Origin of the sequence: Paenibacillus sp. Marseille-Q4541, assembly GCF_018310695.1 — a bacterium.
Classification (GTDB): domain Bacteria; phylum Bacillota; class Bacilli; order Paenibacillales; family Paenibacillaceae; genus Paenibacillus.
Window position 1 is genome coordinate 187,550 of the sequence record NZ_JAGXCY010000001.1, and the last position, 25,253, is coordinate 212,802.

A 25,253-nucleotide genomic window follows, 5' to 3' on the forward strand; every position below is an offset into this window, starting at 1 on the left:
ATTCGCTGGACATTATGACAAACAAGCTTATTATGACAATTAAATCTCGTTTTCTTCCAAAAATTTAATGTCAAAATCGCCTTTGCCAAACGCAGGATGCTCAAGCAATCTCATATGGAAAGGTATGGTTGTTGGTATGCCTTCAACCGCAAATTCCGAAAGCGCACGTTTCATCTTAGCAATCGCTTCATTCCGTGTCGGAGCCCATACGATAAGCTTCGCAATCATGGAATCATAATAAGGCGGAATATTATAGCCTTGATAAGCAGCACTATCTACTCTTACGCCCGGACCGCCAGGAGGAAGATAGAAATCAATTCTGCCTGGTGCAGGCATGAAATTGCGGCTAGGATCTTCTGCATTAATTCGGCACTCGATAGACCAGCCATTGATGATGACTTCATCTTGTGTAAAAGATAATGGATTTCCTTCAATGACCGAAATCATTTCCTTGATCAGATCCACACCCGTTACCATTTCTGTAACTGGGTGCTCTACCTGGATACGGGTATTCATTTCCATGAAATAAAAATCTCCGTCAGGACTCAGCAAAAATTCAAGTGTTCCCGCTCCTGCATAGTTAACTGCAAGTGCAGCGCGAACTGCAGCATCTCCCATACTCGTACGCGTTTCTTCGCTCAAGATAGGACAAGGAGCTTCTTCAATCAGCTTCTGTCTTCTACGCTGGATAGAGCAATCTCTTTCCCCAAGGTGAACCGCATTGCCATGCTTGTCAGCAATGATCTGGATCTCTACGTGTTTCATGCCTGTCAAGAATTTCTCAAGATAGACACCGGCATTACCGAACGCTTTTTGAGCTTCCTGTTGTGCCGCCGTAATTTGCTTAATGAGTGAATCCTCATCCTCAGCAATACGAATTCCTTTACCTCCGCCACCTGCTGTAGCTTTGATAATAATAGGATAGCCGATATCGCGAGCAATCATAACTGCCTGATCCAAATCTTCAACAAGACCGTCAGAACCAGGGATTACCGGAACTCCAGCATCTTTCATCGTCTGTTTTGCTACGGCTTTATCCCCCATTTTTGTAATGGCATCTGCCGACGGTCCAATGAATGAAATATTACAAGACTCACAAATTTCCGCAAAATCAGCATTTTCAGCTAAAAAACCATAGCCAGGGTGAATTGCATCACATTCCGTTAGTGTTGCAACGCTCATAATGTTTGTAATGTTAAGATAACTCTCTTTCGAGAGGACAGGGCCGATGCAATATGCTTCGTCTGCAAGTCGTACATGCAGCGCGTCGCGGTCTGGCTCTGAATAGACGGCTACTGTTGAGATGCCTAGTTCTTTACAGGCACGAATAATACGAACGGCGATCTCTCCGCGGTTAGCAATCAAGATTTTCTGAAAATTCATTTATATTTCCTCCTTTGGAGCATTACTCTATGAAACCATGATGCAGAGTGATTCACCACCAGGAGATTACTCCGATTTAACCAAGAATAGAGGCTGACCATATTCAACGAGTTGACCGTTTTGTACTAATACCTCAACGATCTCACCCTTGACATCAGCTTCAATTTCGTTCATTAATTTCATTGCTTCCACAATACATACCGTTGTTTTCTCCGTCACTTTGCTGCCCGAACTTACATAGGCTGCTGATTCCGGTGACGGGGAAGCATAGAAAGTACCAACCATAGGCGAAACAATCTTATGTAAGTTCAATTCTGCCTTATCGGATGTTTCCTGAACAGGCTGTGCTTGATTTACAGCCGGGGTACTTGCAGGTGGTGCGTAATTAGGCTGCATGATCTGAGCAGCAGGTGGGTATGTGCTTACGTTAACTGGAGCTTGTACAAATTCGGTCATGCCAGGTTTACGTATTGTCAGTTTGGAACCTTCATTCTCAATCTCGAGTTCCTGAACTGAAGTTTCATCAATCAGCTTTATCAATTCTTTAATTTCATTTAATTTGAACATCAATTATTTTTCACTCCTTCGGCATACTGCCATCTTCACTCGGACAGTGATAACGTTATGTATTATATCACAAACGTTAAAAATGGAAAGAGCCCGGAAACGGTCGTCTCCAGGCTCTTTCCAAAAAGAGAGCAGTACATTTATTCTTTTACGTACTGTACTCGAACTTTATCTTGAGTCACATCAAGCTCTTTAATGACCATATCCACGATACCTACAGCATCTTTTGCTTCCAATTTGTCACTAATCACAACTACTTTATATTGATCATTATCTTCTTCGACAATTGCGTTTGTATATTGCTGTGATAACTGCTCTTCAATGCCTGTAATCTTTGAATTTTTTTCTTCCAGCATACGCAGTTGTTCAACTGCTTTTGCATTTTCTTCAGGGGTTTTACTGTTATCTCCGGCAGCTGCCATCAGTTCGCTTTCAATTCTGGAGTTCTCCGCAGTACGCTCCCATTGATAATTTTCAAACACAGTCGCGGCAGAAGCAGAAGTGTTTTGGGCTTCAACCTCTTTCAGTACTTCCTCATCCGTCTTGGCAGCATCTGTTTTTCCCGTTGTAGCTGCATCTTCTTGTGTTGCTTCTGGATCTACAGGAGCGCCTGTTTCATCTGTTTGTTCCCCTGTTCCTTGATCTTCAGTAACCACTTCATTAACTACAAGACCATCAAGTGTATTATTTGCAGAAGCTTCTTGTGCATCAGAGGGCTGTGTTGCTTTCGTTTGCTGGCTTTCAGCCACTTGGCTAGGCGTTCCCGAATCTTCAGTGAACAAATAGTATGCGGACAGTACGACCATCAGACTAAGCATCGATACGAGCCATATCGTTTGTCTTTTGTTAGTCATTTTTTATTCCTCCTAATATTGAGTTCGTTTATTGATCCCCCCGAATTGGCAGGGCTTGTTGCTAACTATTCTTGTTTCCTCGGCACTACCGAAATTCGATAGGATTCGACGCTAAGCCCTTTTTCGACAGCCTCTGTGATCAGATCCTTGACGACTTTATTCTCTGCACCTTTGGCTACGACAAGAACACCGCGAATTTGAGGTTTAATCTTCTTTGTGACGATAGGAGTCTCATCCCCTGAAATGTCGTAGGTCACAATTTCTCCGTCTCTAGTATATTGAGTAATATTGCGTTTCCCCCCATTTGCGTCTGTTTCTTCGGTGTTTTGCTGGGTGTCCTGCCTGTTTCTTTCGACCACAATCTCTTCTGTAGAATCAATGGTAACCATTACGTCTACCGTCCCTACACCTACAATTTGTTCGAGAATCCCTTTAATCTTGTCTTCAAATGCACTCTCGATAGTGTCAAAAGGTGTCGTATCATTCGTAGCAGAACCCAAGGTCGTTTGAACACTGTTGTCAGTAGGTGGTTCTCTTCCCACGTTCTCTGTATCAATCTCTTTCACATTGATGAAGGAACTAATGATAATGATCGCCACCCCGATGAGCCCAACAATGATTAGCCAGCGAAATGTCTGATTTCGTTTGGTTGATCCTTCTTCTGAAGACCCGATCCATTTATTCAAGCTGTTCCTTAGTTTCCCCATATCGGCTGCCCCTTTCGTTTATTGTGCTTACAATTCCCCTCGAATTTCAGGCTTTAAAACAACAATTTGACTCGCATCAATCTGCCATTGTTCTTCTATCAAAGACGAGATCTGATCTGCTTCCGTCCCTGTCATTACTGTGACCGCCTCTTCATCTGAATAGCCCTGTTCCTCTTCCGCTGCCCTCTTATCTTCTGTGCTGTCAGATAATTGAACTGAGATTGAATTTTGTTCCACAGGTTTAATCTCAATGGGTTCATCATTAGGGACCTTTGATAGGGACGGTTCCGTATAACCTTGTGCCATTGTCACTTTCACACTGGTAATGGATGTTAACTCCGCACTTTTCTCTGATTTTTTCTCGGTTCCTAGAATGACACTAACCGACTCAACCGGCAGATTCGTTTCCTTTTCGATCTGTTCTTTTATCTGATCAGCTACTTCTTTCGCTGCCCATTCTTTCGCATTCTCTTCTTGTTGTTTATGCAGCTTTTCACCTTCGTCCAGAATGTCATCTAGCGTCATCGCCTGAGCCTGTTCCCCATTCTGTGTCCAGTCCCGCAGTGCTGCTCGGAGTCTAGCATCAGGATCACTGCTCAGCAGATTAATCAAAGGAGTTATCAGCGTCAGCAGAATGAGCAGGCTTAACACAAGCTTGACGTACCGCTCCATGGATCGGTTGGGGAGAAGCATATCCACAAAGGTGGCCAGCAAAACGACCAGTATCAGTTCTCGCAACCATCCGCTCAGCCATTCCACTGTGCCCACCTCCAAATGTTACATTTTACCTAATCTACACATTGGGTCCTCTCGCCGATGGGTATCTCTGATTTGTCTTGTTCTTCAACTTCATCACCTCAACATTACCGTCATATTTCCAGCGGTCAGCATAATGGTTATGGCAAGAAAGAACATGAGGCTGACAGCCGCAAGTGCAGCGAACACATAAACAAGACTTTTGCCTATCGCCTGAAGGCATCCCACAATCGGAGTATCACCGAGGGGCTGCATTAATGCTGCTGCGAGATTATATATAAAAGCGAGAGTTAGAATTTTCAAAGCTGGGAACGCACACAAGAACAAAATGATGATGACTCCAGCTAGTCCGATCGAATTTTTAACTAAAAGCGATGCAGAAATAACGGTGTCTGTTGCATCTGCGAGGACTTTTCCGACTACCGGTACAAAATTGCCCGATACATATTTCGCAGCTCTGATCGTAACCCCATCGGTTACGGAACTGGTCGCCCCTTGAACAGATATGACTCCTAGGAAAATGGTCAGGATGACCCCGAGTAATCCAACTCCAAGCAGTCTAAGCAGGTTGGCAAGCTGTGTTAGCTTGTACTTGTCTGTTAAGGAACTAACTAAATGTAGAACCGCCGAGAAGAACAGGAGCGGAAATACGATTTTGTAGATCAGTACGCCTATCGTGTGAATCATAAATACGATGAGCGGATGTGTGACCGTTACAGTGACAATGTTCCCCATGGAAGCAAGAAGTGCGAACAGTAGAGGAATCATGGCTAGCATAAAATCAATCATTCGATCGATTGCATCTTTGGCATATCCAATCGCAACACTAAAACTGTTTATCGAGATAACGATAATGACCATATAACAGATCGCATATGCTACTTTGCTGATCGTACTTTTTTCAAAGGCGGTTTGTAGTGTTTCCAGAATCATGCTCAAGATGTTTAGCATAATGATCGTAACGAGAAGTTTTGCATTGAAGAGGATCTCGTGCAGTAAAAACTTGCCGATGGCAGCAAATATATTTTTGAGACTTAGTGTCTCTCCGCCAGGCATCAGCATGTCCATAAAAGAAGGAAGCTGACCATCTGGGAAGAAACCTCCATACTCATCGATTAATGACTGCCAATACTTCTCCACTTGCTCCGTCGGTAGCTCCTCAACTTGCTTATTCGCCCAATCCGTTACGGGTGAGCTCGCGAACACCTCGTTTGTAAGAGCAAAGAAGAGACATAACATCAACACTACAATTACGTTCTGATTGCGGAAGCGACTGGACATTTTCATCACATCTTACATCCTCCGCCTCTTTATACCGGCAGCAGCTTCATCACTGTCTCGATAATAATGCTGATAATCGGTACAGCGAGTACTAGGATCAGTACTTTGCCGGCTAGCTCAATTTTGGATGCTATGCTTTCCTGGCCCGCATCCCGAACAATTTGTGCGCCAAATTCCGCGATATATGCAATACCAATGATTTTCAGTATCGTCTTTAAATGAATCTCATCCATACCTGAGGATTCGGCCATCCTCTCCAGTACCTGAATCACAGCACCGATTTTACCGATGACAAACATAAAAATCACAATACCTGCTGTTGTCGCAATCACGAATGCGAACAGAGGTTTTTGTTCTTTGACAACCAGAATCAGGATGGTGGCTATGAGCCCAAGTCCTACGATTTGAATGATTTCCATTTCTAATCACCTGTTAGATAAGCCTCTATTTAATGAAACAGGAAAATTGATTTGATCTCCTGCAACAAGTTGTCTAGCATCCGTATCACCATGAACAAAACCACAACAAATCCGATTAATGTAACCCAGTGCGCCATATCTTCTTTGCCCATCTGCTTTAATACGGTATGAATCATGGCAATAATAATACCGATTCCTGCGATCTGAAAAATCGCATTCACTTCTAAATTCATCTATCCATGGCACCTCACTATAAGATCAGGATGACGATCAGCGCCCCGACCAGAAGACCAAGACTGCGGCTCATCTTTTCATATTTCAATTGATCCTCCCGGGCTGTGATTTCTTCATGATTCAGCTGCTGAATGGCAAGCGTAATATGTTTATTCTGTTCCTCTCTATCGCTTGTCCCCAGGCTTAGACTCAACTGAAGGATCACTTCTTTCTCCGGTTGTTTCATGGCCGTCTGGCTCCAGTACTTATCTATCGCATAGTGAAAGCTTTCGTTTGCCGAATGCCCTTGGGGAGAGTTCATATGCTTTGCAGCCGCCATGAAAAGACGTCCAAGTGGTTCAGATGCTTGCGATCCTATTTTTTGAAGTGCATCTGCAAGCGGGGTATAACTATAATTAATTTCCGTCAGCAGACGCTGGAAGATAAGCACAAGTTCTCTAATCTGCTTAGGTCTTGAAGCAAAAAGATTGGCTTGATACATCCCTACAAAAGTCCCCGAGATTAGTACCATCACTGCCCCAATCAACTTAAGCATAAGAACCTCCTACACTCGTAATTCCTTGTTGCTGAATGGCCCGATGCTTGCTATCCGCCATTTTGTAAGTTACTTTCTTCCCGCTGCGATCAATCATGACGTAGAGTTGAAACATTTCTTCCTGGATCAGATCTTTGATAAAAGGCCGCTTACTTAGGTCAGCCATGTCTCTGCCATGAGCACTCGCTATAACCGAGATGCCTGCGTTCAGCGCCTCTTTAATGGCCTCAGCATCTTCATCTCTGCCGATCTCATCCACAATCAGCACTTCAGGGGACATGGATCTGATTAGCATCATCATGCCTTCTGCTTTGGGACAAGCATCCATCACGTCCGTTCTTGGACCAACATCAAAAGTCGGAACTCCTTTATAGCTGCCCGCAATTTCGGAGCGTTCATCCACAATTCCGACTTTATAACTCTGCCGTTTCTCGTTCCCATGACTGATTTGCCTAGCCAAATCTCTGAGTAGTGTTGTTTTCCCTTGCTGCGGTGGAGAAACAATCAGCGTATGTTTAATCCGCGATGTCCGGTGATCTACAAGATGGGGGAGTAGCCGATCGGCTGCACCATTCACCTCTTTGGCAATCCGGACATTGAATCCGCTAATATCCCTCAAATGTTCCACTCTGCCGTTTTTGAGTACCGTTCTCCCAGCAAGTCCAATCCGGTGTCCCCCCGGGATTGTGATAAACCCTTTACGCAGTTCCTCTTCCATCGTGTAAAGAGAATGGTTGCTGATGAGATCAAGAAAACGATGGGTATCTTGCCGAGATGGCTTGTATGCTTCTGACTGTATTTTTGATGGCTTAGAATGCTGAGTTACAAAATAATGCTCCCCATTCGTGTTGATTTCCAGAGGTCTTTCTTCGCGAATTCGAACCTCCTCCAATGTCTCTAGAAGCTGTAGGGGCATATTTATCAGTATCGTTTTTAGTGGTTCAGGAAATAAATCGAGCCATTTCATTACCCAGCACTCCCATTTCCACACCTTTTTCAGGGCTTTTTCAAGGCCCTATGCGGGGCCCGTTTTGTTGGTCTTACCCCATATTTATGCCTGTACACGTTTTTTATGACGGGAATCTATCATTTTTTTAAAATACCAATTAAGAGACAAGTAACCCCCATCAGTACCCATGCCAATTTGCCAAAAGAAAGCTTGTCCGCCATCCCTACGAGTCCGATCGTTGTCGTCACCACAAGAATCATTGGGCCTACAAAAGCAAGGGTGGAATTGACCGCAAGTGCTTTTTCAACTTGATTAAACCTCAGCATAAGAAGGGCAGCGATCAGCTCTGCAGATCCTGAAAAGATACGTAAAATAGCCATAGATAATACAAATTTGTCCAATGTGGATGTCCTCCTTGCAGCTCCGTTGTCTTAGAACATATGCCAAAACTATTCTATTTATATCCTTAAAAAATAAAGAGGTAGGCACCAGCCCTTCTCCTTCTGCATATAGTAAGAATAGATAGACTACTTTAGAGGAACGGTGCAAAACTTATATTAGGGGAGGTACACCTATGCGTATCGATGTTGTTGCCAGTGCCAGTGAAATACGTACAGAGGATGTTATTCACCGCAGTGCAGTGGTTATCGATGTATTTCGGACAACGAGTACCATCGTTACCGCTTTGTCTCAAGGAGCAACCTGTATCATTCCAGTTGAGACAGTCCCCCAAGCTAAACAGCTTGGGCTAGATGGTATGTTTCTGGGCGGGGAACGCTTTTGCAAAAAAATAGCAGGGTTTGATGCGGGGAACTCACCACTGGAATATACAAAAGAATTAGTAGAAGGAAAAAAAGGGATCATGACGACCACGAGCGGAACCAGGGCCTTAATCAAAGCAGGTAAAGCTTCTTATATATTTTCAGCAGCTTTTCTTAACGCGAAAGCCTGTGCACAAGTGCTCTTGGATTTAGAGCTTGATATCGCTCTTTTATGTGCAGGACAACAGGACAGGTTAAGTATGGAAGATGCTTTATGCGCCGGTTTACTTATTGAATATATACAACAATCCTCTACACAGCCTGTTCGACTTAATGATTTGGGATTGGTTGTTCATCAGGCCTATCTTGGTAGTGAGGCAAGTTTACGAGAAACGTTAAAAGAAAGTAGTGAGGCGAAGAGATTAACTAAGCAAGGTCGTGAAGAAGATGTAGACTATTGCTTAACGAAAAATTTATTTACCCTTGTACCCGTTATGGAAGATCAAAGTTTGATTCCTTGGAAAACTAGAAGAGATCAATAATATTACAAAAAAAAGGACCTACACGATGAACGTGTAAGTCCTTTTTTTGTATTTATTGTTATTATCGGCGGTCTTGAGGCCCACCAACAAAAGCTTGCACTTCTGTATCTAGATTATACGCCGTATGAAGAGCACGAATGACTTCGTTCAGCTTAGTGCCTTCAACAACACATGACACCTTAATCTCGGATGTGCTTACCATTTTGATATTAACGCCTTGGCTGGAAATTACCTCAAACATCTGTGCAGCAACTCCTGGATGACTAACCATGCCTGCACCGACAATCGAAATTTTAACCAAATGATCTTCAGATGTGACTTCACGAAACGGTAGAACGTTCTTCATTGCATGAATCACTTCAATGGCACGCTCACGATCATCCAGAGTAACGGTAAAGGAGAAGTCAGCTTTGCCATCACTAATTCCACTTTGAACGATAATGTCAACGTCAATTTGTTCTTTGGCTAAAGCACCAAACATACCTGCGAGTACGCCTGGAATATCTTCAACTCCTAAAATACTGATACGCGCTACATTTTTGTCGTAGGCAATACCACTTACTACTACTCCCTGTTCCAATGCCGCTTCCTCCTTCACTACCGTTCCTTCGTTATAAGTAAAACTGGACCGAACCACCAAAGGTACCTTGTTATGCTTCGCGTATTCGACGGCACGCGGATGCAAAACAGCTGTACCGAGGTGGGCAAGCTCCAGCATTTCATCATATGAGATTTCACTGAGTTTACGAGCAACTTTGACGATTCGTGGGTCAGTAGAGTATACCCCGTCTACATCTGTGTATATTTCGCAAGCATCCGCCTTGATCGCAGCAGCCAGAGCAACTGCAGTAGTATCAGACCCACCGCGTCCTAGCGTTGTTATTTCTCCCTCTTCAGAAATACCTTGGAATCCGGCAACGATAACAATTTTGCCTTCTTTCAAAGATCGCAATACACGTTCAGGCCGGATATCCGTAATTCGAGCTTTCCCGTGAACCGGTTCTGTCCGAAATCCTGCTTGCCATCCAGTATAAGAGACCGTTTCCCGGCCCAAGCTCTGAATTGCCATTGACAACAAAGCGATAGAAATTTGCTCTCCCGTTGTCAGCAACATATCCATTTCACGTGCAGGAAGCTTGTCATTTAATATTTTTGCCTGATCAATGAGTTCATCTGTTGTATCTCCCATAGCGGAGACGACAACAACACATTCATGTCCTTCATCTTGTTTCTGGGCAACGCGTTTTGCAACTCGCTGCATGCGCTCTGTATCTCCTACAGAACTTCCTCCGAATTTCATTACAAACAAAGACAAACCAAGCTCACTCCCTACCCTTACAAGTATAAAACATCATTATTTATTCGGGGTAAGCCATTTTACGCTTACCGTACATTTAAACAGTATAATACGAAACCAAGAAACTGGTAACCCTCTTTTGCTGTAAATCATTGAAGAAATCTTTTCACTTCTCCGCATAACTTGTCAAAATACAACAAAATCCTCTGCGAACAATCTGCAGAGGACTTTGTAAATAACAATATCTTTATTATGCGCGGGAGCTATATTTACCTTCACGTGTATCAATGATCAGAACATCGCCTTCATTGATGAACAAAGGAACTTGTACATTCAGACCCGTTTCTACTTTCGCATTTTTAGTAGCACCAGTTGCCGTGTTACCTTTAATACCTGGCTCTGTTTCAATTACTTTCAGCTCTACAGAGTTCGGGAGGTTGATTCCAAGAATTTCTCCTTGGTAGCTAACAATGTTTACATTCATGTTTTCTTTAAGGAAGTTAAGTTCCCATTTCAATTGATCGCTTGTAAGCGTAAATTGATCGTAAGTTTCGTTGTCCATAAATGTATGCTCGTCTGCACTTGCATACAAATAAGATACGCCACGGTTGTCAATTTGAGCACGGCCAATCGTTTCGCCTGCACGGAATGTTTTTTCTACCGTGTTACCGTTACGAAGGTTTTTAAGCTTGGAACGAACAAATGCCGCTCCTTTACCTGGCTTAACGTGTTGAAAATCTAGAACTGTAAAAATATCACCGTCAACTACAACGGTCAAACCTGTTTTAAAATCATTAACTGAAATCACTAAAAAACCCCTCCTAATTATAATTACAACGTGATTAAATCTTTCTTTGAGTGCGTCAAAATAGAAATACCAGATTCCGTAATTACTACATCATCTTCAATCCGAACGCCTCCGATGTCAGCAAGGTAGATTCCTGGCTCCACCGTAACGACCATTCCCGGTTCAAGAATATCATCACTGAGTTTGGATAAGCGCGGCGACTCATGAACTTCCATACCGAGGCCATGTCCCGTGCTGTGACCAAACTGGTCTCCGTATCCATATTTCGTAATGATGTCTCTTGCGAGCGCATCCGCTTCCCGACCTGTCATACCTGGTTTTAAATGTTCCAAAGTATGTAATTGAGCTTCCAATACGATATCGTAAATTTCAAGCAACTTGGCAGCTGGTGTACCCACTGTGATGGTCCGTGTCAAATCTGAACAATACCCATCCAAAAGTGCACCAAAATCAAAAGTGATGAAGTCACCTTTCTCAATTACCTTATTGCTGGCAACGCCGTGCGGCATTGCTGAACGTTTGCCGGAAGCTACAATTGTATCAAAGGAAGAAGATGTTGCACCATGCTTACGCATAAAGAATTCAAGTTCAAGGTCTGCTTCGCGTTCTGTCATGCCTGGCTTCACGACTGTCAGAATATGAGCAAAAGCAGCATCTGCCAAATCCGCAGCACGCTGCATAATGGCAATCTCGTTCTCATCTTTATATAACCGAAGTTTTTCAACAAGTCCGCTCACTGGAACCAGATTCACAGGCTTAAGTTGATCGGTGTATGCTTCATGAGTTGCAAACGTAATAAGATCCTTCTCAAATCCTAGAGACTGAATCCCCTCTTTACTCAACAATTCTTTTACCGTTTCCATCGGTTTCGCACCATGTTCTACGACAGTGAAGCCGGTAGCTTGCTGCGGAGCCTGTGTCATATAACGAAAATCAGTAAGCAAATACGCTTCTTGAAGCGTTACGAGTACGTAACCTGCTGAACCAGTGAAGCCGGTAATGTACCTTCTGTTAATCGGGCTTGTTACCAAAATAGCTTCCAGTCCTTGTTCTTGCAAAGCCTTACGTAGTTTCAACACGCGGTTGTTCTCCATGATTATACCTTCTTTCTTCGTCTTCAAGCCAGTTTCAGTTCTCGCTCTCCGCTCGAATCTCCAGATAACGTATCATGGCCTGCAGATCATGCTCATAGCTGTAGGCACCGAATCCGGCATTATGACTGATGGTTTCTGGTGCAATCACTGACGTGTGCCGAAACGATTCACAAGCATGAACGTCAGGGCCAATGGAGCTCAAAGTGGTAGGGTTCTTCACTGTGCTCAGCGCATCACGAATCGCATAACTGTAATGAGTAAAAGCTCCTGCGTTAAGTAATATTCCGTTCACTTGTCCCAAGGAATCATGAATAGGGTCAATTAAATCCCTTCATGATTCGATTGATAAACAGTAATCAACTACGGACAACTTCTCCGCTTGAGCGAAGAAATAACTTCCATTTTCTGAAGAGTTTGCTTACCATAAATGCCAGGATCACGTATACCAAGCAAGTTAAGGTTCGGGCTATTCATGACCCCTATCCGCTTCCTATGCGGGAACTACCTTCCCCTGCCGATAACCATTTGCTATTTTACCACACCGAGTAAGGGATTGAGAAGTTTTTTTGAATGTAGTCTTAGGCTGTTTCCGGCTCACGTTTCCGCTCATCTGTAAACTCCATGGCAACGGAGTATCCGATAAATAATCCCCATAACAAAAACAGACAAAATTCTGAATAAATCGTGTCCCAAGTTACCTCGGTGATAGGTTTCACCATCCCTAAGAGCGGCCCGAGCCATACAAAAATAAGTAGCCACCAAAGAATACCGTAAATTATTCCAGGAATCGGTCCTTTCAATTTACGAACAGTAAAGGTGTACAGGAGTGTCGCAATTAATGAAAAAACGATAAAAAACAGCCATCCTACCCACTGCCCTTGTGCCTTATAAATAAAGGAATGTTTGAAAAATGGTTCTGCTAGAAACCCTGTAGGGATAACAGTAAAATGAAAAATATAGAAAACCCACTGAACTCCTCCCCAAATCAAACCGGCAAAAAAACCGATTTCCAGAGAAAAAAGTAGTGGATTGGTTCGTTTATTTCTATTCTGCTGGTGGTTCACTTAAGATCCTCTCCTCATCATCTATTCGTGTGATGTAAATTCATGCTATAGCATGTAGTATGTGCAAATTCCAAATCGTTACTCAAAACTAGAAATTGCTGGCTAAAAAAGATACAATAGAGTTAATGAAGAGAATAGGAAGGTGAAATCTTTGCCTCAAGAATCAAAACCAGTAGCTTACGGTGGCCAGGCAGTTATAGAAGGAGTTATGTTTGGCGGAAAACATGTAAATGTTACAGCAGTAAGACGAAAAAATCAGGAAATCACTTTTCTAGAAGTACCGAAACAGGATAAATCCTGGGTTGTGAAACTAAGAAAAATTCCATTTATACGTGGGATTGTAAGTTTAGTTGACTCAAGCGCAAAAGGTACTAAACATCTTAATTTTTCGGCTGACGCTTATGCTGATGACGAACTGACAGAAGAAGAACGAAGTGAACAAAAAGAGAGCGAACAATCTGGCTGGAGCCTGTCCATGGTTATAGGCGTAGCTGCTGTCGGTGTTTTGTCTTTTGTATTTGGTAAAGTCGTTCTAACCGCTGTACCCGTTTTTATTGAGGATTTTTTGTTTGGTAACACAGACATGAGTAAGTTTAGCCACACCTTTATTGAAGGTATAATTAAAATATTACTGGTATTTATGTACCTGTACTTCATATCACTTACACCAACGATCAAGAGACTGTTCCAATATCATGGTGCGGAGCATAAAGTAATCAGTGCCTATGAAGCAGGAGTAGAACTTACTCCGGCAAATGTACAAAAGTTCAGCCGACTCCACTACCGCTGTGGTAGCAGCTTCCTTGTCCTCAGTGTTATCGTAGGAGTACTGGTGTATTCCTTGTTCTCGATCCCGTTCCCTTATGATAATGTGTGGGAGCGTGTTGGGCAGCGACTCATGCTTTTACCTATCGTTTTGGGGCTATCGTTTGAAGTTCTCAAGTTTACCAATGCAGTACGTGATATTCCTGTTCTTCGTTATCTTGGGTACCCAGGACTATGGCTACAGCTCCTGACTACGAAAGAACCAACCGATGATCAGGTTGAAGTATCCATTGCCTCGTTTAATCGTATGCGCGAACTGGATGCGGAGCTTGCGAATGCACCAGTGAATGTAACCATTACAAGCGGAAATCTGGATCCTGTGAAAGGATGAGATGGAAGATGATGAAACATGGTGTTGTTTTCTTTACGGTTATGGCTCTGGCGGTTTATCAATTCATTTTGTTAGCTATAAGCGGAGCTTGGAGTCAACTTTTACTCCCCATAATTCTAATAGGCTTGATGTTGTGGTTTTATTTGAAGCCACCACGTACTTATGCAAGTCATGGAAAGAAACAACCAAAAGTTAAACCGTCAGCAGCAACGATGGCGAAGCTCGGGCAGACCAAAAATGGAACGAAACCTGCTTCAACAGCTAAAAAAAGAAAAGATTATCCCTTCCATGTAATTGAAGGCAATAAAAAAGATAAAAATGATCCAGATGTTCCCAAATATCATTAAAAGGTCATGAAAGAACCCCATCAGACGTTGTCGGTCTGTGGGGTTCTATTTTTATATCTGTGTGTAATAGTGAATATAAGGCCTTAAATGAAATGAATTCCTTATTTATTAAAATAGGAGGTCAGAGCTTCCACCAATCCAAGTGGATTTTTAGTTAGATACTGACTGCTGAAAAAGATGGAACCTGTTATATCTTCATATTGCTCGTTATACTTAAGCTGATTAATGATTTCCTCTGACGTTTGCCAACCTACCTCAGTCGTACCTAATTTGTAAGGAGAATGACCGATATATAGATCGACATCCGTTCCCTTCACCTCGTTCGCCCACCAGTCAACCAGCACATCATACCTTGCTGCGGTGAACGACATACTCCAGTAAATCTGCGGAGCTACATAATCAATCCACTCTTGTTTCACCCATGTTCTAACATCGGCATACATATCATCATAGGCAGTTACACCGGCTTTGGTATTAGAACCTGTAGAATCTTTAGCAATGTTTCTCCATACACCAAAAGGACTGATCCCGTATTCTACAGACGGTTTAGTCTGCTTAATACTTTGTCCTAGGTTTTGAACGAAATGATTAATATTATCTCTTCGCCAATCCTCTTTATTCGTAAATTTGCCTGTATTAAATTGTTTATATGCTGCATCATCATTAAAAGTTGTGTTTGATGGATAGAAGTAATCATCCAGATGAACACCATCGATGTCGTAATTGTTTACTACTTCCATAATGGCATCAATAATATGTTGTCTAGCCTCAGGAATACCTGGATTAATATACATTTGGTTTTTTGCAGTTACAATCCATTCCGGATGTTGCTTCACTACGTGATTCGCTGCAAGACCGCTTGTGTTCGTTGTTGTACTGGCACGAAATGGATTAAACCAAGCATGAAATTCCATTCCCCGTTTATGTACTTCTTCAATCATGAAAGCAACCGGATCATATCCTGGGTTTAAGCCTTGTGTACCTGTAAGTACTTTATTCCAAGGTACCAGTGTCGATGGATATATCGCATCCGAAGCTCCTCGTAATTGAACAAACACACTATTAATTCCCATAGATTGAAGAGCATCCAATTCCTTAATAAAATCTTGCTTTTGTTTGTCTATATTTTTAGTAGAGCCAGATTTGGGCCAGTCTCCATTGATTGTAGATATCCAAGCTCCTCTTATTTCCATACTTGGTTCTCCTGGTACACTTGGAATTTCAGGCTCTGATGGCCATAAATTCGTAGTTGTCAGTTTAATCGTTTTGGCTGATTGATTCCATGTCACTTGTAATCCCAAATGTTCGCTTACAAACCGGAGTGGAACCATGACCCGCCCTTTAATAATCTCGACTGAAGTTGTTAAATTTACGTTCTTTCCGTTTACAACACCGGTTGACTTCCCATTTGTTAATGAGATTGAAGTATACATCCCTTGGATGTTTACCGTTTTTGTCGCCTGATTCCATTTAGTAGAAGCTCCAATTCCTTCACTGATCACTCGAAGGGGAACCATCGTTACATTATCTTTAGGCTTCAAATAAGGGGCAACATCGGTCTTAAGCTGATTTCCATCCAAATAAATTGTGATTTCTCCGGCACTAGCTGCTGAAACAACTGGAGCACCTTGCATTACTAATAATATAACTAGTAACATAGCAAGGCATTGCTTGACTTTCCTCATAAAACGTTGTCCTCCATAGCATTAAAATTTAGTAAAATAAACCATTTGCTATAGTAATAGACGTCATTTCATACTGAAAGTTGCGACTTAGATAGAAAAAGACCATTCTATTTTCATAGAATGGTCTCTTTTTATGATTCGTTTGTTAGTTCCTTATGGATGTTTTGTAAATCCTGCAGCCTTGCATCATCTCTGCGGAAATACTCTACGAGAGTCTCAATACAGGTAATGGAATCCCAACTGAGGTGATGTTCAATCCCTTCCACGTCTCTGTATATGTTTTCGTCCTGCACCCCAATGATGGTCAAAAATTGTTCGAGCAGCTCATGGCGATCCATCAGCCTTTTCCCAATTTTTTTACCTTTTGGCGTGAGTATCAGGCCTCGATACTTCTCATAAATTAAATAATCGTCTTTATCCAGCTTCTGAATCATCTTCGTTACAGAGGATGGATGTACTTCGAGCCCTTCCGCAATATCAGATACACGCGCATACCCTTTTTCATCGATCAACTTATAAATTCGCTCCAAATAGTCTTCCATACTGGGCGTTGGCATGTGCCTAACCTCATTTCATTAATGAACTAGCGTCCTTGCGGCCGAGTAAGTTTGCTCTTGTAATGATACATGTTATCAGTTGTGATTGGCAAGTCCCGTGGGGCCTGGATTCCTTTTTCATACATAATGTTTCCACGTTTAAGAATAAGATCGGCTTGGCAAAATACTCAGTAAACTGACTAAGTCGAGAGGAGCTTTCCCATGCCGACTCAATTGTTAGAAAGACCCGAACGCAAAGTTAAACCCACGAAACCCTTTGTACCTGACCTAGTCTATTTTGAACCAAGTGCTCTGGATTATCCAAAGGGTCAACGTATTTTAGAGTGGGTTAAAGAAAAGAACATAGAATATCATATGACATCTTCACACAATCGGATTATGAATTTGCCCGGTGAAACGGATCAAGAGAAATATCGTATTGCGAAACGAACTTTAGTTGTCGGAATCCGCAGAACACTCAAATTTGATCAATCAAAACCATCTGCAGAATATGCGATCCCGATCTCCACAGGCTGCATGGGCCACTGTCATTATTGTTACTTACAGACCACCCTTGGAGCCAAACCCTATGTTCGGGTCTATGTAAATACGGATGACATTCTACACGCAGCAAAAGACTACATTGAGGAGCGCAAACCGGAAATCACCCGTTTTGAAGCAGCTTGTACATCGGATCCTGTAGGTCTCGAGCATATTACAGGCAACCTTGCAGATTTGATTACATTTATGGCGGATGAGGAATTTGGCAGATTACGATTTGTAACGAAATATCATCATGTTGAGCCACTTCTTCACTTAAACCACAAAGGTAACACCCGTATCAGGTTTAGTGTTAACTCTGATTATGTAATTAAAAATTTCGAACCTGCTACCTCTCGTTTTGAAGAGCGAATTGAAGCAGCCGGTAAAATTGCACATGCTGGTTATCCTCTAGGCTTTATTATTGCACCTATTATATGGCATGAAGGCTGGGAAGAAGGATACGGTGATCTACTGAAACGTCTCGCTGACACCCTTCCTAAAGATGCTACAAAAGATTTGACCTTTGAGATGATTCAACATCGTTTCACAAAAACAGCCAAAAATTTAATTGAAAAACGTTATCCTAAATCCAAACTGGAGATGGATATCGCTAAACGGGAAACCAAGTGGGGTAAATATGGTCAATATAAATATGTGTACCCCAAAGATCAGCAAGAAGCATTGCGCGAATTTATAACAGAACGGATCTTCGAATTTTTCCCGGAAGCAAAAATAGAGTATTTTACCTAAGATAACCTGACAGATTTATTTTATTCTAAAAAAGAGATGCGATCCTGAACTCCATCAAAAATGATGACGTTGCAGGAACCATCTCTTTTATCTAAGTTAAATAATCATCCAATCGGGCGTAATTCGCTGCAGCCAAATGGTAATCTGGGTCATTCTATCAGTAAAGAGCAAAATCCCCATCAAAATCATGATACTGCCTCCGACTTTCATTAATATACCAGAATACTTCGTAATCCACCGGGTCGTACCGACAAAGAAGGCAAGTATAAAAAATGGAATAGCAAATCCGATCGTATATCCGGTAATGAGTCCAATCCAAGCGCCTGGCTCGGTTGCAGCAAGGGCAATGATTGCAGTAAGAATAGGGCCGATACAAGGAGACCATCCAGCTGAAAAACCGATACCGAAAATAAATGATCCCAAGTATCCTGCCGGCTTCCATTTCATATCCATCTTACGTTCTCTCATTAGGAACTGAGGCTGGAATAATCCAATCAGCATAAGTCCCATCACGATGATTAGTACCGCAGATAACATTCGAATCAAATCTTTATACTCATGAAAAAACTCACCAAACACGCCTGCCCCAAATCCTAGCGTATAGAACACCACAGAGAATCCAAGGATAAAGGCAAGCGTATGACTTAGGGTCCGCAAACGTATTTCTCGCTTATTTTGCTCATTCTTTAGCTGCTGTACTGACAAACCGGTTATGTATGACAAATACGAAGGATAAAGCGGCAAACTGCACGGTGACAAAAAAGAAGCAATACCTGCTCCGAAAGCAAGCCACACGTTGACATCAGGCATTAAGGGAACGCCTCCTCATGAGTTAGGGATTCGAGCAGACAAAAGTCTACGTTCGGACCCCTTTTTTCCCAAGCATAATTACAATAAGCAATCCAATCAGCAATAGAACAATGGTTGCACCAGGTGCCAAGTTCCATATCCCTGCAATAACAAGACCTGCAATGACGGCGATCTCCGAAATAATGACAGATAAAATAATGGAGGTTCGGAAGCTCTTTGCAATCAACAAGCTGATGGCTACCGGAATCGTTAATAACGCAGAAACAAGCAGTGCTCCGACGATTTTAATAGCCGTACTGATGACAAGAGCTGTCATGATCGTAAGCAGCATATTTAAAATTTTGACAGGTAGACCGGTTACGGCTGCTGCATCTTCTTCAAAACTAAGTAGAAAAAACTCTTTATGGAAAAGTGCCACAACGACAATGACGATCACGGTTACAATACCTACAACCATCAGATCGAGACTGTCCAGTGTGTAAATACTACCGAATAAATAACTCATCACATCAGCATTATAACCCTTGCCCAGCGTGAAAAATAATGAAGCCAGCGCGACTCCACCTGACATGATGATGGCAATGGATAACTCCGCATAACTTTTATAGGCTTTGCGTAGTTTCTCAATACCGAACGATGCAATGACCGCAAACACAAGCCCAGCAGCAATCGGATAGACCCCGATTAGAAAACCAAATGCCACACCTGCGATGGTAACGTGAGACAGCGTGTCTCCAATCATAGAAAGTCTCCGCAATACTAAAAACAACCCAATCAGCGGGGCTGTGACACCGATGAGAATACCACCGACTAGTGCCCGCTGAAAAAAATCACTCGTTAAAATTTCCAATCTTCACGACTCCTTCAACCCTTATAACACAGAATGTTGCAAATCTGTCTGAACACAGTTCTCCAGATCATGAGAATGACGAACATAAAATTTTATTTTACCATTTTCCTGCTGTGGTTCCCTGCCTAGATATCCTTCTATCATATCAATATCATGAGATACCATCAGGAATGTCATATGGTGGTGCTTATGCATGTGAGTAATGAGCTCAAAGAAACTAGCTTGTGTCTCGGCATCAATGCCCACAGTAGGTTCATCTAGAATAAGCAGGTCAGGATGATTAATGAGCGCCCGGGCCAAAAATGCACGCTGTTGTTGACCTCCGGACAACTGACCTATTCTTTTATCCGCCAAATCTTCAATCCGCATCACTTCAAGAGCATCATCACATTGCTGTTTATGCTTCTTGGTCATTCTGCGGAAGATATGCTTGTTATTGTATAATCCGGAAAGAACAACTTCTCGAACGGTTGCTGGAAATAGCGGATTAAAAGCATTCTTCTGAGGTACGTATCCAATACGTTCCCAGTCTTTAAATTTGCCGATGGATTGTCCGAACAATCGGATATCTCCGTCGCCTGGAGGTAACAGTCCGACCAACATGCGCATGAGCGTCGTTTTGCCCGCTCCATTAGATCCAATGACGCCAACAAAGTCTCTTTCCTTTACAGTAAGGTTCAGGTCCTTAATTACTTGCTGCTCACCGTAAGAAAAACAGAGATTCTCAATCTCCAACACCGGATCATGACATAAAATATTGTCTTTTAGCATGGTCTTCCTTCCTTCTTCCTAAGCTATGCTCTATAAAACATCAAGTATGATCACATTCTATTGTAAAGCTGTTACGAGATTTTGCAAATTTTTCTCCATGAGAGTAAAATAGTTTTCTCCATTTTGAAGTTGTTCCTCCGTGAGGCCTTCCACAGGGTTTAGAACCATAGTTTCAACGCCTGCTTCAGAAGCAAGGGTTTTGGCTAGTTTATCTGATACCAACTCTTCAAAGAAAATGTAACGAATCCCTTCTTCTTTTACCAGATTCGCAAGTTTTACAATATCTTGCCCTCTAGGCTCTGCATCGGGTGACAACCCCATAATGGAATGCTGTGTTAGTCCGTAATCTCTTGTTAAATATCCAAATGCCTGATGGGAAACAACAATTTCATTTTTAGATACACTAGACAGTTGTTCTGTAAATTTGGCATCCAGCTCATCAAGCTGTTGTTTCAAACCATTATAACGTTCTTCATAACCTGCTTTATGTTCTGGATCAGCTTCGACAAGGCTATTCTTAATGTTCTCAGCCATTACAAGTGCTGATTTCGGACTTACCCAAGTATGAGGGTCAACAGAACCATGATTATGTCCGTCATCTGCGTGGTCCTCACCTTCATGCGCATGATCTTCTGATTCACCATCAGAATCAATAAGGTTGATACCATGACTTACTTCTACTGCCTTCACATTTGAATCTTTGTTAAGACCTTTCAAAAAATTAGGAACCCATGCTTCAAGGCCCGCTCCATTATACAGAAATAATCCTGCTTTTGAAGTATTCACAATATCTTGACTTCGTGGTGTCCAGTCATGTGGTTCAACCCCTGTTGGCAGCAAATTAATTACATTCACATCATCTCCGCCAATCGTCTTCGTAAACTCGTAGATCGGATAAAAACTCGTCACTACATTAAATTTATCCTCTGAAATTTGCCCTTGTGAGGAATTTGTATTATTGCCGCAGGCAGACACTATCATCATCACTACAGTTACAATTGCAATTGTCAACAATGTACGAGTTCTTTTAGCAGAACCTATAAAGCCAGTTGTCATTCGATTCACTCCGTATCCTTTTTAATCGTAATCGTAATGATTACTACTAGGTAGTAGTATAGGTTGCCTATTACAGGTTGTCAATACTTTTTCAAACAGAAAAGCGCCCCCTAAAGGACGCTTCTTGCCGCACACCGTATTCAGAAATGACGCAAGTCCTTCATCCTACGAGTATGCACTTTTTTATTCAATTATAAGCTCAAAGTGAATAACTTACTTCACAATCGCTCCATTTGGCATATTTTCTGGAACGGTGGCAAGAGTCAGTTGATCTCCATGTGATGCCGCCAAAATCATACCTTGCGATAATTCACCACGAAGTTTAACCGGCTTCAGGTTCGTTACACAAATGACTTTACGACCTACCATTTCCTCCGGCGTATAGAATTTCGCAATGCCCGATACTACCTGACGTTGTTCGTATCCAAGATCCAGTTGTAGCTTCAGCAGTTTATCTGCTTTTTTCACAGGCTCGCAAGCGATGACTTGAGCCACGCGAAGTTCTACTTTTGCGAAATCTTCAATCCCGATCTCCGGTAAACCTTCTGGTGCGCTGACTTCTTTGGATTCAGCTTCTTTTACCGCTTCTGGTTTTACTCCGCCAGACATGGCACTGGCAATATAAGCAACCTCTTGCTCTACATCTAGCCTTGGGAAAATCGGCTCCCCTTTACGAAGCTCATTACCTTCTGCGATAAGTCCTGCTTGTTTCGAACTATCCCAAGTAGTAAGTTCACCTTCCGTGATATTGAGCTGCTCCCAGATTTTACGAGGGGCCTGAGTCAAGAACGGCTGTAGCAAAATGGAAGCCACACGAAGGGACTCCACTAGGTGAGCCATAACCGAAGCCAGTTCCTCATTTTTCGCTTCATCCTTTGCAAGAACCCATGGCTGAGTTTCATCAATATATTTATTACAGCGGCTAATAAACTGTCCAATGGACGTTAGGGCAACCGAGAATTCCAGATTCTCCATCGCTTCCTCTACTTTTTGTACCGTAGTTAGAGCAAGTTCTTCCATTCCTGCATCGAAAGGCGTAACTCCAGAACGATAAGCTGGCGTCTTGCCATCAAAATATTTATGAACCATAGCTACTGTACGATTCAACAAATTACCTAGATCGTTCGCCAGATCTGAATTCACACGCTCTACAAAACTTTCTGGAGTGAAAGTACCGTCTGAACCAAAAGGTACTTCACGAAGTAAGTAATAACGCAAAGAATCTAGTCCATAACGATCAATCAAAGTAACCGGATCTACCACGTTGCCTTTCGATTTGGACATTTTCCCATCTTTCATGAGCAACCAACCGTGAGCGAATACTTTCTTCGGCAGAGGAAGATCCAGAGCCATCAGCATAATCGGCCAGTAAATCGTATGGAAACGTACAATTTCCTTACTCATCAAATGAACATCTGCAGGCCAGAACTTGTCATACAGTGCCTTGTCATCTGTGCCATATCCTAGAGCAGTGATATAGTTAAGAAGCGCATCAATCCACACATAAACCACGTGTTTTGGATCACTTTTAACTTTTACACCCCAATCGTAACTTGTACGGGATACCGCCAAATCTTCCAAACCTGGTTTGATAAAATTGTTTATCATCTCATTTTTGCGAGACTTCGGCTGAATGAATTCCGGATTTTGCTCATAATACGCCAATAAACGATCCGCGTATTTGCTCATTTTGAAGAAATAGCTTTCTTCTTTTACGAGTTCTACTGGATGTCCACTGTCCGGGCTTTTACCGCCAATGATTTTGCCTTGCTCATCTTTAACGGTGTCCACCAGCTGTGTCTCTGTATAGTAGGTTTCATCAGGAATGCTGTACCAGCCTTCATATTCCCCTTTATAAATGTCACCTTGCTGTACTAGACGTTCAAACACATCCTGAACAACCTTCGTATGTCTTACTTCGCTCGTCCGAATGAAATCATCATTTGAAATATCAAGCTTTTTCCACAGATCTTGAATGCCAGCAACAATGCCATCTACAAACTCAATTGGTGTCTTTCCCGCTGCTTGCGCTTTTTGTTCGATTTTTTGTCCATGCTCGTCGGTACCCGTCAAATAACGAACTTCATATCCTCTGAGCCTTTTGTACCTTGAAATAGCATCCCCTGCTACCGTTGTGTAAGCATGCCCAATATGCAATTTGTCACTTGGGTAATAGATTGGTGTTGTAATGTAAAATGTTTTCTTTTCCGCCATTGCTATAACCTCCATTAAAATAGTATGTACCTGCCCTTTGTTTAAAGTTCAAAAAAGTTCAAAAGACAATACAAAAAGACCCTCATCCCGTATGGGACGAGAGTCTGTTATTCTCACGTGGTACCACCCAAATTCCCTGTATCCTTACGGATTGCAGGCTCAACCGGTCTTCTTCATATCTAACCGGACCCATTAACGCTGGCACACGCCACTCCCTTACCTCTCTCCTTATATAAAGGAGCAGACGGCTCGAAAGCAGTTCCTCCAGGACCATTTTCCAGCGATCCCCAGACCGGTTTGCAGCTTCCCCGGCTCTCTGTACTGTGGATGTAAACTGTACTTATCCCTTCATAAGAAACATATGAATTTATCAAAATGATACTAAACCTATGCAATCCATGTCAAGGTGATCGTGCACCAATAAACCTAGGATAAGGGTGGATTTTCGCTTCCTTTTTTCGGAGGAACCAAATCCACGCCTCCTGGATGAAATGGATGACATTTCATGATCCGTTTGGCAGAGAGCAGCGAACCTTTTACTGCACCATGAACTTCAATTGCTTCCAGTGCATAAGCCGAACAAGTTGGATAAAATCGACAACTAGGTGGTTTGAGTGGTGATACAAATTTACGATAAAATTTCACCGGTGCTTTTGCTACAGTTCGAGTAAGCTTCATTATTACTGACCCTTTGGAGAAACTTGATTCTGTCCTAGCTCAGATGACACTTTACCGGCTACTTGACATTCTTTACAATAACCAAAGATCTCAAACTTATGCTCTACCACTTGAAATTGATCTGGAGTATCCGTAAGTTGCATAGGACAAAACTCGATCGGAAGTGTCTTTTGACACTGTAAACATATCAAATGGTGATGGTGATGTCCCGAACTACAAGAAGCTTTGAACTTAACTCCGTCCTCAAAGATCACCTGTTCAAGCACGCCAAGTTCCTGCATGACTCTAAGGTTTCGATAAACCGTATCAAAACTGAGCCCACTGTATGTCCGGCCCATATATTCGTATACATCCTTCGGTGACAAATAACCTTCTGATTCAGCAAAAAGCCTAGCGAGTGTTTTACGTTGATCCGTAATACGAAGTCCTTGGCTGGACATCGTTTCAATAATCTGATTCGTTGACAGCATGACTTTTACCCTCCCGTCATACCAAATCTGTCTATAACTCTATAATGCCCGAAATGACTGATCACGTCAACGAACATAACGGCTACTTTCATCTATATAGAAAAGGGCTCTTTACACAAGAGCCCTCATCTATCAT

At 42.4% G+C, this 25,253-nt stretch carries 30 protein-coding genes; 4 read left to right on the forward strand and 26 right to left on the reverse strand.

All coding sequences use genetic code 11. The features are described from left to right. Nucleotides 1-39: 39 nt before the first annotated feature. The 11 genes from accC to KFT32_RS01020 all read right to left on the reverse strand — a co-directional run bounded on the left by accC (nucleotide 40) and on the right by KFT32_RS01020 (nucleotide 8,086). Nucleotides 40-1,383 (reverse strand): acetyl-CoA carboxylase biotin carboxylase subunit, encoded by a 1,344-nt coding sequence (gene accC / locus KFT32_RS00970; RefSeq protein ID WP_211745158.1) that lies wholly within the window; start codon nucleotides 1,381-1,383, stop codon nucleotides 40-42. Between the two features lie 66 nt (nucleotides 1,384-1,449). Continuing rightward, complete coding sequence (gene accB / locus KFT32_RS00975) at nucleotides 1,450-1,950, reverse strand: acetyl-CoA carboxylase biotin carboxyl carrier protein (RefSeq protein ID WP_211745567.1); 501 nt, start codon at nucleotides 1,948-1,950, stop codon at nucleotides 1,450-1,452. A 140-nt stretch (nucleotides 1,951-2,090) separates the two neighbouring features. Next, nucleotides 2,091-2,804 (reverse strand): SpoIIIAH-like family protein, encoded by a 714-nt coding sequence (locus KFT32_RS00980; RefSeq protein WP_211745161.1) that lies wholly within the window; start codon nucleotides 2,802-2,804, stop codon nucleotides 2,091-2,093. A 65-nt stretch (nucleotides 2,805-2,869) separates the two neighbouring features. Further along, nucleotides 2,870-3,511, reverse strand: a complete 642-nt coding sequence (spoIIIAG, locus tag KFT32_RS00985) for a stage III sporulation protein AG (RefSeq protein ID WP_211745163.1) — start codon at nucleotides 3,509-3,511, stop codon at nucleotides 2,870-2,872. Nucleotides 3,512-3,538: 27 nt separating this feature from the next. After that, a complete protein-coding gene (gene spoIIIAF / locus KFT32_RS00990) occupies nucleotides 3,539-4,270 on the reverse strand; it encodes a stage III sporulation protein AF (RefSeq protein ID WP_211745165.1) in 732 nt (243 codons plus the stop codon). Nucleotides 4,271-4,363: 93 nt separating this feature from the next. After that, on the reverse strand, nucleotides 4,364-5,554 hold the full coding sequence (spoIIIAE, locus tag KFT32_RS00995; RefSeq protein WP_211745167.1) for a stage III sporulation protein AE: 1,191 nt from the start codon (nucleotides 5,552-5,554) through the stop codon (nucleotides 4,364-4,366). 23 nt (nucleotides 5,555-5,577) lie between these two features. Beyond that, complete coding sequence (spoIIIAD, locus tag KFT32_RS01000) at nucleotides 5,578-5,967, reverse strand: stage III sporulation protein AD (RefSeq protein ID WP_211745169.1); 390 nt, start codon at nucleotides 5,965-5,967, stop codon at nucleotides 5,578-5,580. A gap of 29 nt (nucleotides 5,968-5,996) precedes the next feature. Beyond that, nucleotides 5,997-6,200 carry a stage III sporulation protein AC gene (gene spoIIIAC, locus KFT32_RS01005; RefSeq protein ID WP_191799151.1) on the reverse strand — a complete coding sequence of 68 codons (204 nt, stop codon included), beginning with the start codon at nucleotides 6,198-6,200 and terminating at the stop codon, nucleotides 5,997-5,999. A 17-nt stretch (nucleotides 6,201-6,217) separates the two neighbouring features. Continuing rightward, entirely contained in the window at nucleotides 6,218-6,736 is a 519-nt protein-coding gene (gene spoIIIAB, locus KFT32_RS01010) for a stage III sporulation protein SpoIIIAB (RefSeq protein WP_211745171.1), read from the reverse strand. Further along, the gene (spoIIIAA, locus tag KFT32_RS01015) at nucleotides 6,729-7,703 is read right to left on the reverse strand and encodes a stage III sporulation protein AA (protein WP_211745173.1); all 975 of its coding nucleotides are present in this window, start codon (nucleotides 7,701-7,703) and stop codon (nucleotides 6,729-6,731) included. The genes spoIIIAB and spoIIIAA overlap by 8 nt, the downstream gene beginning before the upstream one ends. A 119-nt stretch (nucleotides 7,704-7,822) precedes the next feature. Next, on the reverse strand, nucleotides 7,823-8,086 hold the full coding sequence (locus KFT32_RS01020; RefSeq protein WP_481856283.1) for a YqhV family protein: 264 nt from the start codon (nucleotides 8,084-8,086) through the stop codon (nucleotides 7,823-7,825). Nucleotides 8,087-8,259: 173 nt separating this feature from the next. On the opposite strand from KFT32_RS01020, the gene KFT32_RS01025 reads away from it, so the two are divergent. After that, nucleotides 8,260-8,988 (forward strand): 2-phosphosulfolactate phosphatase, encoded by a 729-nt coding sequence (locus tag KFT32_RS01025; protein ID WP_211745175.1) that lies wholly within the window; start codon nucleotides 8,260-8,262, stop codon nucleotides 8,986-8,988. Between the two features lie 61 nt (nucleotides 8,989-9,049). Here KFT32_RS01025 and KFT32_RS01030 read toward each other — a convergent pair whose 3' ends face one another. The 6 genes from KFT32_RS01030 to KFT32_RS01050 form a co-directional block, all read right to left on the reverse strand. Continuing rightward, nucleotides 9,050-10,303 (reverse strand): aspartate kinase, encoded by a 1,254-nt coding sequence (locus tag KFT32_RS01030; protein WP_211745177.1) that lies wholly within the window; start codon nucleotides 10,301-10,303, stop codon nucleotides 9,050-9,052. A 232-nt stretch (nucleotides 10,304-10,535) separates the two neighbouring features. After that, entirely contained in the window at nucleotides 10,536-11,093 is a 558-nt protein-coding gene (gene efp / locus KFT32_RS01035; RefSeq protein WP_211745179.1) for an elongation factor P, read from the reverse strand. Nucleotides 11,094-11,116: 23 nt separating this feature from the next. Beyond that, a complete protein-coding gene (locus KFT32_RS01040; protein ID WP_211745181.1) occupies nucleotides 11,117-12,187 on the reverse strand; it encodes a M24 family metallopeptidase in 1,071 nt (356 codons plus the stop codon). A 34-nt stretch (nucleotides 12,188-12,221) separates the two neighbouring features. Continuing rightward, nucleotides 12,222-12,479: a type II 3-dehydroquinate dehydratase gene (locus KFT32_RS27545; protein ID WP_349304833.1), complete on the reverse strand. Its 258-nt coding sequence runs from the start codon at nucleotides 12,477-12,479 to the stop codon at nucleotides 12,222-12,224. A 68-nt stretch (nucleotides 12,480-12,547) separates the two neighbouring features. Then, on the reverse strand, nucleotides 12,548-12,661 hold the full coding sequence (locus tag KFT32_RS27550) for a type II 3-dehydroquinate dehydratase (RefSeq protein WP_349304834.1): 114 nt from the start codon (nucleotides 12,659-12,661) through the stop codon (nucleotides 12,548-12,550). A 104-nt stretch (nucleotides 12,662-12,765) separates the two neighbouring features. Next, nucleotides 12,766-13,251: a YqhR family membrane protein gene (locus KFT32_RS01050; protein WP_211745182.1), complete on the reverse strand. Its 486-nt coding sequence runs from the start codon at nucleotides 13,249-13,251 to the stop codon at nucleotides 12,766-12,768. A gap of 151 nt (nucleotides 13,252-13,402) precedes the next feature. Between KFT32_RS01050 and KFT32_RS01055 the strand changes: the two genes are divergently transcribed. Then, nucleotides 13,403-14,407, forward strand: coding sequence for a DUF1385 domain-containing protein (locus KFT32_RS01055; protein ID WP_211745569.1), 1,005 nt, complete (start codon nucleotides 13,403-13,405; stop codon nucleotides 14,405-14,407). Nucleotides 14,408-14,415: 8 nt separating this feature from the next. Further along, nucleotides 14,416-14,754: a hypothetical protein gene (locus KFT32_RS01060; RefSeq protein ID WP_211745184.1), complete on the forward strand. Its 339-nt coding sequence runs from the start codon at nucleotides 14,416-14,418 to the stop codon at nucleotides 14,752-14,754. 101 nt (nucleotides 14,755-14,855) lie between these two features. Here KFT32_RS01060 and KFT32_RS01065 read toward each other — a convergent pair whose 3' ends face one another. Both KFT32_RS01065 and mntR read right to left on the reverse strand, forming a co-directional pair. Continuing rightward, on the reverse strand, nucleotides 14,856-16,439 hold the full coding sequence (locus KFT32_RS01065; RefSeq protein WP_211745186.1) for a family 10 glycosylhydrolase: 1,584 nt from the start codon (nucleotides 16,437-16,439) through the stop codon (nucleotides 14,856-14,858). Nucleotides 16,440-16,570: 131 nt separating this feature from the next. Then, entirely contained in the window at nucleotides 16,571-16,996 is a 426-nt protein-coding gene (gene mntR, locus KFT32_RS01070) for a transcriptional regulator MntR (RefSeq protein WP_211745188.1), read from the reverse strand. A 201-nt stretch (nucleotides 16,997-17,197) separates the two neighbouring features. On the opposite strand from mntR, the gene splB reads away from it, so the two are divergent. Then, nucleotides 17,198-18,268 (forward strand): spore photoproduct lyase, encoded by a 1,071-nt coding sequence (gene splB / locus KFT32_RS01075; protein ID WP_211745190.1) that lies wholly within the window; start codon nucleotides 17,198-17,200, stop codon nucleotides 18,266-18,268. Between the two features lie 96 nt (nucleotides 18,269-18,364). On the opposite strand, the gene KFT32_RS01080 is transcribed toward splB, so the two are convergent. The 7 genes from KFT32_RS01080 to KFT32_RS01110 all read right to left on the reverse strand — a co-directional run bounded on the left by KFT32_RS01080 (nucleotide 18,365) and on the right by KFT32_RS01110 (nucleotide 25,117). Next, the gene (locus tag KFT32_RS01080) at nucleotides 18,365-19,078 is read right to left on the reverse strand and encodes a cytochrome c biogenesis CcdA family protein (protein ID WP_211745192.1); all 714 of its coding nucleotides are present in this window, start codon (nucleotides 19,076-19,078) and stop codon (nucleotides 18,365-18,367) included. 46 nt (nucleotides 19,079-19,124) lie between these two features. Further along, nucleotides 19,125-19,928 (reverse strand): metal ABC transporter permease, encoded by an 804-nt coding sequence (locus KFT32_RS01085; RefSeq protein ID WP_211745194.1) that lies wholly within the window; start codon nucleotides 19,926-19,928, stop codon nucleotides 19,125-19,127. A 21-nt stretch (nucleotides 19,929-19,949) separates the two neighbouring features. Next, on the reverse strand, nucleotides 19,950-20,699 hold the full coding sequence (locus KFT32_RS01090) for a metal ABC transporter ATP-binding protein (RefSeq protein ID WP_211745196.1): 750 nt from the start codon (nucleotides 20,697-20,699) through the stop codon (nucleotides 19,950-19,952). Between the two features lie 57 nt (nucleotides 20,700-20,756). Continuing rightward, on the reverse strand, nucleotides 20,757-21,755 hold the full coding sequence (locus tag KFT32_RS01095; protein ID WP_211745198.1) for a metal ABC transporter solute-binding protein, Zn/Mn family: 999 nt from the start codon (nucleotides 21,753-21,755) through the stop codon (nucleotides 20,757-20,759). 213 nt (nucleotides 21,756-21,968) lie between these two features. Beyond that, nucleotides 21,969-23,969, reverse strand: coding sequence for a methionine--tRNA ligase (gene metG / locus KFT32_RS01100; protein ID WP_211745200.1), 2,001 nt, complete (start codon nucleotides 23,967-23,969; stop codon nucleotides 21,969-21,971). A gap of 426 nt (nucleotides 23,970-24,395) precedes the next feature. Next, nucleotides 24,396-24,647 (reverse strand): membrane protein insertion efficiency factor YidD, encoded by a 252-nt coding sequence (gene yidD, locus KFT32_RS01105; protein WP_211745201.1) that lies wholly within the window; start codon nucleotides 24,645-24,647, stop codon nucleotides 24,396-24,398. Nucleotides 24,648-24,649: 2 nt separating this feature from the next. Next, a complete protein-coding gene (locus tag KFT32_RS01110; protein WP_211745202.1) occupies nucleotides 24,650-25,117 on the reverse strand; it encodes a Fur family transcriptional regulator in 468 nt (155 codons plus the stop codon). Between the last annotated feature and the right edge of the window lie 136 nt (nucleotides 25,118-25,253).

What these genes read in the sequence shown, in the direction of transcription:
- KFT32_RS27550 (WP_349304834.1), bottom strand. Translation starts at nt 12,661, where the DNA reads ATGAATAGCCCGAACCTTAACTTGCTTGGTATACGTGATCCTGGCATT.
- KFT32_RS01040 (WP_211745181.1), bottom strand. Translation starts at nt 12,187, where the DNA reads ATGGAGAACAACCGCGTGTTGAAACTACGTAAGGCTTTGCAAGAACAA.
- spoIIIAB (WP_211745171.1), bottom strand. Translation starts at nt 6,736, where the DNA reads ATGCTTAAGTTGATTGGGGCAGTGATGGTACTAATCTCGGGGACTTTT.
- KFT32_RS01110 (WP_211745202.1), bottom strand. Translation starts at nt 25,117, where the DNA reads ATGCTGTCAACGAATCAGATTATTGAAACGATGTCCAGCCAAGGACTT.
- KFT32_RS01095 (WP_211745198.1), bottom strand. Translation starts at nt 21,755, where the DNA reads ATGACAACTGGCTTTATAGGTTCTGCTAAAAGAACTCGTACATTGTTG.
- KFT32_RS00980 (WP_211745161.1), bottom strand. Translation starts at nt 2,804, where the DNA reads ATGACTAACAAAAGACAAACGATATGGCTCGTATCGATGCTTAGTCTG.
- spoIIIAG (WP_211745163.1), bottom strand. Translation starts at nt 3,511, where the DNA reads ATGGGGAAACTAAGGAACAGCTTGAATAAATGGATCGGGTCTTCAGAA.
- spoIIIAC (WP_191799151.1), bottom strand. Translation starts at nt 6,200, where the DNA reads ATGAATTTAGAAGTGAATGCGATTTTTCAGATCGCAGGAATCGGTATT.
- splB (WP_211745190.1), top strand. Translation starts at nt 17,198, where the DNA reads ATGCCGACTCAATTGTTAGAAAGACCCGAACGCAAAGTTAAACCCACG.
- KFT32_RS01080 (WP_211745192.1), bottom strand. Translation starts at nt 19,078, where the DNA reads ATGCCTGATGTCAACGTGTGGCTTGCTTTCGGAGCAGGTATTGCTTCT.
- yidD (WP_211745201.1), bottom strand. Translation starts at nt 24,647, where the DNA reads ATGAAGCTTACTCGAACTGTAGCAAAAGCACCGGTGAAATTTTATCGT.
- spoIIIAE (WP_211745167.1), bottom strand. Translation starts at nt 5,554, where the DNA reads ATGAAAATGTCCAGTCGCTTCCGCAATCAGAACGTAATTGTAGTGTTG.
- KFT32_RS01065 (WP_211745186.1), bottom strand. Translation starts at nt 16,439, where the DNA reads ATGAGGAAAGTCAAGCAATGCCTTGCTATGTTACTAGTTATATTATTA.
- metG (WP_211745200.1), bottom strand. Translation starts at nt 23,969, where the DNA reads ATGGCGGAAAAGAAAACATTTTACATTACAACACCAATCTATTACCCA.
- KFT32_RS01090 (WP_211745196.1), bottom strand. Translation starts at nt 20,699, where the DNA reads ATGCTAAAAGACAATATTTTATGTCATGATCCGGTGTTGGAGATTGAG.
- spoIIIAA (WP_211745173.1), bottom strand. Translation starts at nt 7,703, where the DNA reads ATGAAATGGCTCGATTTATTTCCTGAACCACTAAAAACGATACTGATA.
- spoIIIAD (WP_211745169.1), bottom strand. Translation starts at nt 5,967, where the DNA reads ATGGAAATCATTCAAATCGTAGGACTTGGGCTCATAGCCACCATCCTG.
- accC (WP_211745158.1), bottom strand. Translation starts at nt 1,383, where the DNA reads ATGAATTTTCAGAAAATCTTGATTGCTAACCGCGGAGAGATCGCCGTT.
- mntR (WP_211745188.1), bottom strand. Translation starts at nt 16,996, where the DNA reads ATGCCAACGCCCAGTATGGAAGACTATTTGGAGCGAATTTATAAGTTG.
- KFT32_RS01060 (WP_211745184.1), top strand. Translation starts at nt 14,416, where the DNA reads ATGATGAAACATGGTGTTGTTTTCTTTACGGTTATGGCTCTGGCGGTT.
- accB (WP_211745567.1), bottom strand. Translation starts at nt 1,950, where the DNA reads ATGTTCAAATTAAATGAAATTAAAGAATTGATAAAGCTGATTGATGAA.
- KFT32_RS01025 (WP_211745175.1), top strand. Translation starts at nt 8,260, where the DNA reads ATGCGTATCGATGTTGTTGCCAGTGCCAGTGAAATACGTACAGAGGAT.